Annotated in this window: 11 protein-coding genes; 4 read left to right on the top strand and 7 right to left on the bottom strand. The window is 60.4% G+C overall.

What is annotated here, in order from left to right; genetic code table 11:
- Positions 1–58 precede the first annotated feature (58 nt).
- From PMI23_RS25590 to PMI23_RS25620, 7 genes are all read right to left on the bottom strand, one after another.
- Positions 59–556, bottom strand: a complete 498-nt coding sequence (locus PMI23_RS25590) for a GNAT family N-acetyltransferase (RefSeq protein ID WP_007913340.1) — start codon at positions 554–556, stop codon at positions 59–61.
- A 212-nt stretch (positions 557–768) separates the two neighbouring features.
- Positions 769–1,350: a DinB family protein gene (locus PMI23_RS25595; RefSeq protein WP_007917388.1), complete on the bottom strand. Its 582-nt coding sequence runs from the start codon at positions 1,348–1,350 to the stop codon at positions 769–771.
- Positions 1,351–1,367: 17 nt separating this feature from the next.
- The gene (gene zapE, locus PMI23_RS25600; RefSeq protein ID WP_007917390.1) at positions 1,368–2,483 is read right to left on the bottom strand and encodes a cell division protein ZapE; all 1,116 of its coding nucleotides are present in this window, start codon (positions 2,481–2,483) and stop codon (positions 1,368–1,370) included.
- A gap of 22 nt (positions 2,484–2,505) precedes the next feature.
- Complete coding sequence (locus PMI23_RS25605; protein WP_007917392.1) at positions 2,506–2,847, bottom strand: nuclear transport factor 2 family protein; 342 nt, start codon at positions 2,845–2,847, stop codon at positions 2,506–2,508.
- Between the two features lie 54 nt (positions 2,848–2,901).
- The gene (locus tag PMI23_RS25610) at positions 2,902–3,618 is read right to left on the bottom strand and encodes a helix-turn-helix transcriptional regulator (protein WP_007917394.1); all 717 of its coding nucleotides are present in this window, start codon (positions 3,616–3,618) and stop codon (positions 2,902–2,904) included.
- Positions 3,619–3,807: 189 nt separating this feature from the next.
- On the bottom strand, positions 3,808–4,767 hold the full coding sequence (gene speB / locus PMI23_RS25615) for an agmatinase (protein ID WP_007917396.1): 960 nt from the start codon (positions 4,765–4,767) through the stop codon (positions 3,808–3,810).
- A gap of 16 nt (positions 4,768–4,783) precedes the next feature.
- The gene (locus PMI23_RS25620) at positions 4,784–5,875 is read right to left on the bottom strand and encodes a polyamine ABC transporter substrate-binding protein (protein ID WP_007917398.1); all 1,092 of its coding nucleotides are present in this window, start codon (positions 5,873–5,875) and stop codon (positions 4,784–4,786) included.
- 99 nt (positions 5,876–5,974) lie between these two features.
- On the opposite strand from PMI23_RS25620, the gene PMI23_RS25625 reads away from it, so the two are divergent.
- The 4 genes from PMI23_RS25625 (at position 5,975) to PMI23_RS25640 (ending at position 9,692) form a co-directional block, all read left to right on the top strand.
- Positions 5,975–6,868: a LysR family transcriptional regulator gene (locus PMI23_RS25625; RefSeq protein WP_007917400.1), complete on the top strand. Its 894-nt coding sequence runs from the start codon at positions 5,975–5,977 to the stop codon at positions 6,866–6,868.
- A gap of 217 nt (positions 6,869–7,085) precedes the next feature.
- Positions 7,086–8,552 carry a nucleobase:cation symporter-2 family protein gene (locus PMI23_RS25630; protein WP_007917402.1) on the top strand — a complete coding sequence of 489 codons (1,467 nt, stop codon included), beginning with the start codon at positions 7,086–7,088 and terminating at the stop codon, positions 8,550–8,552.
- Positions 8,553–8,619: 67 nt separating this feature from the next.
- Entirely contained in the window at positions 8,620–9,093 is a 474-nt protein-coding gene (locus tag PMI23_RS25635; RefSeq protein ID WP_007917404.1) for an LEA type 2 family protein, read from the top strand.
- 53 nt (positions 9,094–9,146) lie between these two features.
- Positions 9,147–9,692 (top strand): GNAT family N-acetyltransferase, encoded by a 546-nt coding sequence (locus PMI23_RS25640; RefSeq protein ID WP_007917406.1) that lies wholly within the window; start codon positions 9,147–9,149, stop codon positions 9,690–9,692.
- Positions 9,693–9,789: the final 97 nt, after the last annotated feature.

A 9,789-nucleotide genomic window follows, 5' to 3' on the forward strand; every position in this document is an offset into this window, starting at 1 on the left:
TCAGTCCCCTCTCCCTCTGGGCGGTCCGACGTTTCGGGAGGGTTAGGGTGAGGGGCTTCTAGGCTTGGAGGTTTTTGATCCAGAACAGCATCTGCCCATGATCCGGGTCGAACATGCCCGGCGCGAAGCCGAACTTGCGGTAAGAACCCTGGGCCACAGCGTTGCCCTCCAGCACTTCAAGGGTGATTTTGCAGCAACCGCGCTGGCGAGAGATCTCCTCGACTTTCTGCAGCATTTTCTGACTCAGACCGAGGCCGCGGAATTTGCCCACCACAGCCACGTCATGGACATTGACCAACGGTTTGCAGGCGAACGTGGAAAACCCTTCAAAGCAGTTCACCAGCCCCGCCGGCTCGCCCCCGACAAAGGCCAGCACGCTGAACGCATGCGGGCGTCGGGCCAGCTCTTCGGGGAGCCGACGCAACAGGTCAGGGTCGAGGGAATGACCGCCGCCCATCGGGTCTTCTGCGTAATGATTGAGCACGATACCGATGGCCTCGGCGTGCGTTGGATTGCTGTAGCTGGCTTGAAGCACAAGAATCTCTGCGGAATCCATTTCCATCCCCGAACACACAAAAGCCCCGGCGCGCAAAGTGCGCACTGAAAGGCTGTCTGACCTTAGCGCGGGGGTGATCGAGCGGGCAACCCGCAAATGCAAAAGATCAAAAGATCAACCGATCGCGGCCCGAGCCTTCGGCAGCTCCTACACCCGATTATCTGTAGGAGCGGCCGAAGGCTCGGGCCGCGATCGGACGATCTTTGGCTTTTTCAGCGGCCCCAGATCAACTCTTCAGTCCAGCCCAGTTCGGCGAAGTCTTCGGCACGCAGGCCACTCTCGCCGGCACAGAAAAACTCATCCAGTTGCGGCGGCTTGACCACTGTGTCGCTGAGCATCGCATGCACCTGGCCTCGGTGATGAATCTGGTGTTCAAACAGGTGCGACAGCATGCGCAAACGGCTGTCGTGCTGCGGCGTGTCGCGGGCAATGGTGACAATCCGGGCCAGATCGCCATCGCGCAGTTGCTCGCAATAGGCAATCAGCCGTCGATCAACATGCGCCTGCTCATCGCGCAGTTGCGGGCCGTCGGTAAATGGCTCATCCGCATTGAAAAACACGTAGCAGTCGGGATGCGGCTCAGCCCCGCGCAGCTCGCGTTCCAGTGCATCGACGTAGAACCAGTCGCAGGTGAGGATGTGATTGAGAGTCAGACGAATGCTCGGGAAGAAACTCGCCCTGGGGGCGGCCAGATCTGCCGCACCGAGCTGGCGCCAGGCCTTGGCCAGACGATGATTGGCCCAGGCATTCTGGTAGGCCATGGTCAGCAAATGATGGGAAAGCGGTTGGCTCATGTCGGCGCCCTCTTCACTCACGTTTCGGCAAAGCGCTGCAGTTGCATCTCCTGCAGGCGACTGAGGGTGCGGCGGAACGGGAATTCCAGATAACCCTCGGTGTACAGCGCATCCATTGGCACTTGCGCCTCGATGTACAGCGGCACTTTACGGTCATAGCACTCGTCGACCAGCGCGATGAAACGCCGCACACCGTCATCGTGAACCGACAATTGCGGCAGCTCGCGGTCACCTGCAACGACCCGCTGCGCGCCATCTTCGGTGCCGCGCGCGATGCGCCCTTCACGTTTCTGTGCGCTGAGGTTCGGCACCTCGCTCAACAGAATAGCCGTGTAGCGATCGCACAGCGCGATGAAATCCATGGCGGCGAACGGCTGCTCGCAAAGATCCGCATAGCGACACCACAACACCGATTCGCTGGCCTGCACGACGTTCAACTGACGATGACCGACCGACACGGGTTCGGTGCTGGCTGGCTGTCCGGCAGTCAACGCCTGAAAGACTTCGTCCAGCGCGCTGACCGGCGACGTGATCACAAAGTAGCGTTGCAGGCCGGCCCCTGGATGCAAGCGGTGATCCTCGGCGCCATTCACCGCCACCACCTGCATATGCGCCTTGATCGCGGCAATTGCCGGTACGAAGCGATCGCGGTTGAAGCCATCGGCGTACAGATCATCCGGCGGCAGATTGGAGGTGCAAACGATGACCACGCCTTCGTCGAACATCACCTGAAACAGCCGACCGAGAATGATCGCGTCGCCGATGTCGTTGACGAACAGCTCATCGAAGCACAGCACCCGCACCTCCGCCGCCAGCTCTTTGGCCAGCGCGCGCAACGGATCGGCAATCCCGGTCAACTGGAACGAGCGCTGATGCACCCAGCCCATGAAGTGATGAAAGTGTTGGCGTCGCGCCGGTACGCGCAGGCTCTGATAGAACTGATCCATCAGCCAGGTCTTGCCGCGCCCGACCGGCCCCCACAGGTAAACGCCGGTGACCGAACGGGCACCGGCGTGCAGGGCTTCATGGCATTTTTGCAGCGCCCAGACCGCGTGTTCCTGGGCTTCGTCCTGGACAAAGCCCTTGTGTTGAACGGCGTGTTGCCAGGCGCTGAGGGGAGTGTCGAAAGTCATGCGCGGCAGTATGCCACGATGCTTACAGGGAAATATCCAGGCGGGCGATTTTGCCCTGTTCGTTCAAGCGAAACGTATAGCGCAACTGGGCCGGGCTGCCGGGGAATGTCCCGGAAATCAGCCCGTGCACCAGTACCTTGCCGGTGCGCTGCTGGACGTCGAGCACTTCGACCCGCGGCTGATAGCGTTGCCCGGTGTCTTGCATCCATTGCGCGATGGCTTGCGGGCCGACCTGATGCTGGCCCTCGTCGAACACGTTGGCATCCTCGGCAAAAAAACTGCCGACCCGCGAGGTATCGCGTGCGTTGGCCGCATCGATATACGCAGCGATCGCCGGGGCCAGTGTAGAGACAGGATGTGACATGGTTGCAGCTCCTTTTTTTGTTTGGTTCTGCAACCATCCTAAATCAGCGTTGCGTCAGTTTTTGTCAGGAGTGAAGCGCCCGCTTTCATCCAGTTGCATCTGCTCGCGCCAAGTGCGTAACAGGTCGCTGCGCCGCCCCGGATAACTGTCGCCCTGGCGGCTAGCGGCGCTGATGCGGTCGGTTCGAAAAGTGCGGTAGGCGCTGCGCAATTCGCACCACGCGACGATGATCCGCACCTCATTGAGGAAGCCCAGCGCCAAGGGCCAGATCAGCCGCTGACTGGGCACCTGTTGCGCGTCGGCGTAATCGATATGCAGCTTGGCCTGGTCGCGGATAGCGTGGCGGAACACGTTCAACGGCACGGCGTTTTGTGGAAAACCATAACCCGGCGGGCCCGGCATCACGGTGGGATTACGCAGCGCTTCCTGCGCTTGTGGATCGAGCACTGCGGCAATTTTCGCCAGCGCATCCGCCGCTGCTTTGCCGAGGACTTCATCACCGCGCTGATCGACATAACGCAAGCCGAGGACGATGGCTTCGGTCTCATCGGCGTTGAGCATCAGCGGTGGCAGAAACAGGCCGCTGCGCAGCACATAACCGATCCCGGCTTCACCATGGATCGGCGCGCCGAGGGCGGTCAGCTCAGCAATATCGCGATAGAGCGTGCGCTCGGACACTTCCAGCTCGGCGGCCAGCGTTGCCGCCGTCACCGGGCGCTTTTTGCCGCGCAGCACTTGCAGCAAAGTCAAAAGACGAGTGGTACGCGACACGATGGTCAGGCTCAACTGGGAAAGTGGTCGCAGCTTAGCAGAGGCTGGTGTCAGAAAATGGCAGGAGCCTTTGCTGAAAATGTGGGAGCGAGCTTGCTCGCGAAAGCGGCGGATCAGTCGACAAAGAGTTTGGCTGATCTGACGCCTTCACGAGCAGGCTGGCTCCCACAGGGGGTACGCAGTGTTGCGTCAAATATCGACCTTGTGTCGAGCGGCGTAGAGGCAGAGCATTTCCATCGCCAGTGTGGCGGCGGCCAGTGAGGTGACGTCGGCGTGATCGTAAGCCGGGGCGACTTCCACCACGTCCATGCCGACCAGATTGATCCCGCGCAAACCACCGAGAATTTCCAGCGCTTGCACGGTGCTCAAACCGCCGCACACCGGTGTTCCGGTGCCGGGAGCGAACGCCGGATCGAGGCAATCAATGTCGAACGTCAGGTACACCGGGTTATCGCCGACCCGGGCGCGGATCGCTTCGACAATCGCTTCGCAGCCACGGCGATGCACCTGTCGAGCATCCAGCACCTGAAACCCCATGTGATCGTCATTGGTCGTGCGCAAACCGATCTGCACCGAACGTGCCGGATCTACCAGACCTTCGCGCGCCGCGTGCCAGAACATGGTGCCGTGATCGACGCGTTTACCCTCTTCATCCGGCCAGGTGTCGCTGTGCGCATCGAAATGAATCAGCGACAGCGTGCCGTGCTTGCGCGCATGGGCCTTGAGCAGCGGATAGCTGATGAAGTGATCACCACCAAATGTGAGCATGGCGCTGCCGGCGTTGAGAATCTGTTCGGCGTGGGCTTCGATGCTTTCCGGGACGGTGTGTGGCGATCCGTAATCGAAATTGCAGTCGCCGTAATCAATCACCGCCAGATGATCGAACGGGTCAAACGTCCACGGCCAGTGGCGCTCCCAGGCAATCCCGGTGGAAGCCGCGCGAATCCCCCGTGGCCCGAAACGTGCGCCGGGGCGGTTGCTGGTGGCCGTGTCGAACGGCACGCCGCTGACCGCGACATCGACGCCGCGCAGGTCACGGCTGTAGCGCCGGCGCATGAAACTGGTGATGCCGGCGTAGGTGCTTTCGGCGGCGGTGCCATAAAGGCTGTCACGGGTCAGGGCCTGATCGTTTTGCATGGGCACATCCATCGTGGTGCTCCTGTTGTTATCGGTGGCTACGGAAAGTGGTCCACAGACGCGTGCGCTGACGCATGTCCTTGAGGCTCATGCTGCGATCGGCATACAGCCGCGCGCGCACCTCGCTGGGTGGGTAGATGTCGGGATCGTTGCGCACGGCTTCATCCACCAGCGGCGTAGCGGCCTGGTTGGCGGTGGCAAAAAACAGCGTGTTGGTCAGCTCGGCCACCGAGTCCGGCCGCAGCATGAATTCGATGAACGCCCGCGCAGCTTCGGGGTGCGGCGCGTCTTTGGGGATGGCCAGATTGTCTTGCCACACCAGCGTGCCTTCTTTGGGAATGCGATACGCCACTTCGAAGGGTTTATTGGCCTTGTGTGCCTGATCAGCGGCCATGCTTGCGTCGCCGTTGTAGGTCAGCGCAAGGCACACGTTGCCGCTGGCCAGGTCATTGATCTGCCGGCCAGTGGCGACGTAGAGCACCGACCGCTGAAGTTTCTGCAATAAAGCCTCGGCGGCGGCCAGATCGCTTTTGTCCGTGCTGTAGGGATCTTTACCCAGGTAATGCAGGGCCAGACCAATGACCTCCTGCGGCGAATCGAGGATCGCGATGCCGCAGTCTTTCAGCTTGCTGGCGTTCTCGGGTTTGAACAGCAGATCGAGGCTGTTGAGCGGCACATCGGGCAAGCGCTGCTTCACCGCCTCAACGTTCATCCCCAGACCCAAGGTGCCCCAGGTGTACGGCACGCCGTAGCGATTGCCGGGGTCGACGGCGGCCATTTTTTCCAGCAGGTCCGGATCAAGATTGGCGTAGCCCTTGAGGCCGTCGTGGGGGATTTCTTTCAGCGCACCCGCCGCAAGTCCTCGCGCCAGAACGCTGGACGACGGCACCACCACGTCATAGCCGCTACCACCGGTGAGCAACTTGGTCTCCAGCACCTCGGAGGTGTCGAAGGTGTCGTAACGCACATGGATACCGGTTTCCTGCTCGAACCGTTGCAGGGTTTGCGGTGGCACGTAATCGGCCCAGCTGTACAGATTTAGCGTTTTGTCCTCGGCCTGCGCCTGAAGAGCCACGGACAACAGCAGCGCGGGGAAACACAGCTTGAACACGGGAGCCATGACGAACACCTGACCGGAGGAAGTGGTTGCAGAATGCGCGGTCCGATACATTAGAAAAATAGCCGAATAATTATCCTGACTTTATTCCGGAGTAATGTGATGTTGGGTCAACTGCACGACGTCGATTTGCAACTGTTGCGCCTGTTTGTGCGGGTGGTCGAGTGCGGTGGTTTCAGCGCGGCTCAAGGTGATCTGGGCCTGAGTCAGTCAAGCATCAGTCAGCAAATGGCCAAACTGGAAACCCGTCTCGGCTATCGTCTGTGCAGTCGCGGCAAGGGCGGTTTCAGCGTCACGCCCAAGGGCGAGCAGTTGCTGATTGCTGTGCGCACGTTGTTTGAATCGATTGAAACCTTCCGCCATCAATCCAACGGCGTCGCCGGGCGTTTGATCGGCGAAGTGCGCTTGGGGATCTCCGAGTCGGTCGATCAGTCGGTGTTGCAGCGGGTGGCGGTGGCGATCCGCCGCTTTCGCGAGCGTGATGAATCTGTACGCATCGAATTGATCAGTGCCATGCCCGGCGAAATGGAACGCCTGCTGTTGCAACAGCGACTGGATCTGGCGATCGGTTATTTTTCGCAAGTGCAAAGTGCCTTCGACTATCGCCAGTTGTTTAGCGAAACCCAGCATTTGTACTGTGCTGCCGGCCATCCGTTGTTTACCGATGCAGCGCCGAGTGATGCAGCCTTGCAGGCCTGTGACCGAGTCGATCACCCCTATCGGTTTTTGCGCAGTGACGAACCGTTTCAGGGCAAGGTCTGCTCTGCGCGGTCGGAACAGGTCGAGGGTACGCTGACGTTTATTTTGTCGGGTAAACATGTCGGCTATCTGCCGGATCACTATGCGCGCAGTTGGCAAGCCAAGGGCCTGCTGCGGCCAATCCGCGAGGGCGAGTTGAGTTTCGAGGTGGCGTTTCATCTGGCCCGGCATCGAGCACAGGTGCCGGGGGATGCGCAAAAGGCGTTTGAAGAAGATCTGCTCGCAGCCTTCTCCTGATACATCTCGCTGTAGGAGCTGCCGCAGGCTGCGATCTTTTGATCTTAAAAGATCGCAGCCTCGTTTCACTCGACAGCTCCTACATAGCCGTCTACCGCTAGCGGCCAATAAAACCTGACCTTTCAGGCAGTTATTGCTCGTTGCCCTCGCCGCCCTCTTCCGGCATCCTGCGCCTCCATTTTCTGACCCGGCCCCGCCTCGCGGCGCGCAAAACACCATGACCGCCTCTGAAAAAGCCCCGCGCAACAACGACCTGATCTATGGTCTCAACGACCGCCCGCACCTCACTGCCACCGTGTTTGCCGCGCTGCAACACGTGCTGGCGAGCTTCGTCGGCATCATCACTCCGACTTTGATCATGGGCGGCGCCCTCGGTCTGCACAGTGAAATCCCCTACCTGATCAGCATGGCGCTGTTCGTTTCCGGCCTCGGCACCTTCGTCCAGGCCAAGCGCTTCGGCCCGGTCGGTTCGGGATTGTTGTGCCTGCAAGGCACCAGTTTTTCCTTTATCAGCGTGATTCTCAGTGCCGGGTTCATGGTCAAGGCGCGCGGTGGTGGCACCGATGAAATTCTCTCGACGATCTTCGGCGTGTGCTTTTTCGCAGCCTTCATCGAAGTGGTGCTGAGCCAGTTCATCGGCAAACTGCGCATGCTGATCACCCCGGTGGTCACCGGCACCATCATCACGCTGATGGGCCTGTCGCTGATCAAAGTGGCCATGACCGACATTGCCGGCGGTTTCGGCGCGCCGGATCTGGGGGCGGCCAGCCATATCTTTCTGGCAGCGCTGGTGATCGGCACCATCGTCGTGCTGAACCGCGTCGACGTGCCGTTTCTGCGCCTGGGCGCGATTGTTATCGGCCTGACGCTGGGCTATGTGGTGGCGTGGCTGATGGGCACCGTGGATTTCGCCTCCATGCCCGAGGTGCCGCTGGTCAGCGTGCCGGTGCCGTTCAAGTACGGTTTCAACTTCGACTGGGTGGCGTTCGTGCCGGTGGCGGTGATTTTCCTCGTGTCGCCGCTGGAAGCTGCCGGTGATCTGACCGCCAACTCGATGATCTCGCGGCAACCGGTCAAAGGCCCGCTGTACATCCGCCGAATCAAGTCCGGCCTGCTCGCCGACGGCCTCAACTCGGCCATGGCGGCGGTGTTCAACAGCATGCCGATGGTGACCTTCGCGCAAAACAACGGCGTGATTCAACTCACCGGTGTGGCCAGCCGCTACGTCGCCTTCTTCATCGCCGGTTTGCTGGTGCTGCTGGGGCTGTTCCCGATGATCGGCGCGGTGCTGCAACTGATGCCGAAACCGGTACTGGGTGGCGCCGAACTGGTGATGTTCGGCACCGTCGCGGTGGCCGGCATCAAGATCCTTGCCGAGGCGGGCCTGCATCGACGCAACATGTTGATCGTGGCGATTTCGCTGGGCATGGGTCTGGGTATCGCTGCCGTGCCAGAAGTCCTGCGTGAGCTGCCGCAAGCGCTGCGCAACATCTTCGAATCGCCGATCACCGTCGGTGCGTTGTGCGCTATCGTGCTGAACATCTTTCTGCCAGAAGAATTCATCGAGCTGGAAGAAGACGATTTCGACCCGGAAGCTTCTATCCTTCAGGTCATGGAAAACCCGGACCTGCCGGCCAAAGGTGAACCTGCCCCGGTGGCGGCTGTCGCACAGTTGAACCGCTAACGTCTGGCCTTTGATAGAGAGGGCTGAGCCGGTGACGGTTCAGCCCTTTTTTGTTGAGAGACCGTTTATGCGCCGTTTCCAAGCCGTCATGCTGTCACTGCTTCTGCTGTCCCTGAGCGCCTGTGCGCTTTTCCCCAACCGTGATCCGGTGAACATCAACGTGGTCGGCCTCGAACCGTTGCCGAGCCAGGATCTGGAAGTGCGTTTCGCCATCAAGATTCGCGTACAGAACCCCAATGAGACGGCCATCGACTACAACGGCATTGCGCTGGATCTGGAGGTCAACGGCCATTCGCTGGCCTCCGGCGTGAGCGATCAGAGCGGTTCGATCCCGCGTTTTTCCGAAACCATCGTCACAGTCCCCGTCAGCATCTCGGCGTTCTCGGTGCTGCGCCAGACTCTTGGCCTGAGCCACACGCAATCCCTCGATAACCTGCCCTATGTGCTGCGCGGCAAGCTTGCCGGCGGTCTGTTTGGCACCATGCGCTTTGTCGACAGCGGCAAGCTCAGCCTGCCCAAGGCCACTGCCGCTACCTGGTAAAAATGCGCTAGCCTGCTGCGTTCCTGAAAGACACGCATGGAGGCTGCAGGTTTATGGAAGACATACCGACGCTGTACACCGAACGACTGATCCTGCGCCCATTGCAACTGGCCGATGCCGAAGCCGTGCAGCGCGAATTTCCGCATTGGGACGTGGTGCGTTATCTGAACGCGGCCGTGCCATGGCCGTATCCGGAGGACGGTGCCCTCGCCTATCTGCGCGACATTGCCTTGCCAGCGGTGGCGGCAGGCAAGGAGTGGCATTGGACGATTCGCCTCAAGGCCGCACCCGAACAGTTGATCGGCAATATCAGCCTGATGGATCAGGCGGACAACCATCGCGGCTTCTGGCTGGCGCCGGCGTGGCAAGGTCAGGGCTTGATGACTGAAGCCTGTGCGGTGGTGACCGATTACTGGTTCAGCGCTCTGCAACGCCCGCTGATGCGCGTGCCGAAAGCAGCGCCGAACATCGGCTCACGCAGAATCTCGGAGCGCGCGGGAATGCGTTTGATTCGGACCGATGAAGACGATTTCGTCGCTGGGCGTTTCCCTCGGGAGCTTTGGGAAATCACCCGCGAAGAATGGCAGCAACGCCACTGATTTCCAGACACACCACCGATCCATTGTAGGAGCTGCCGAAGGCTGCGATCTTTTGCTTTTGTTTTTTAAGATCAAGATCAAGATCAAAAGATCGCAG

The sequence above is a fragment of the Pseudomonas sp. GM24 genome (assembly GCF_000282235.1).
Taxonomy (GTDB): Bacteria; Pseudomonadota; Gammaproteobacteria; order Pseudomonadales; family Pseudomonadaceae; genus Aquipseudomonas.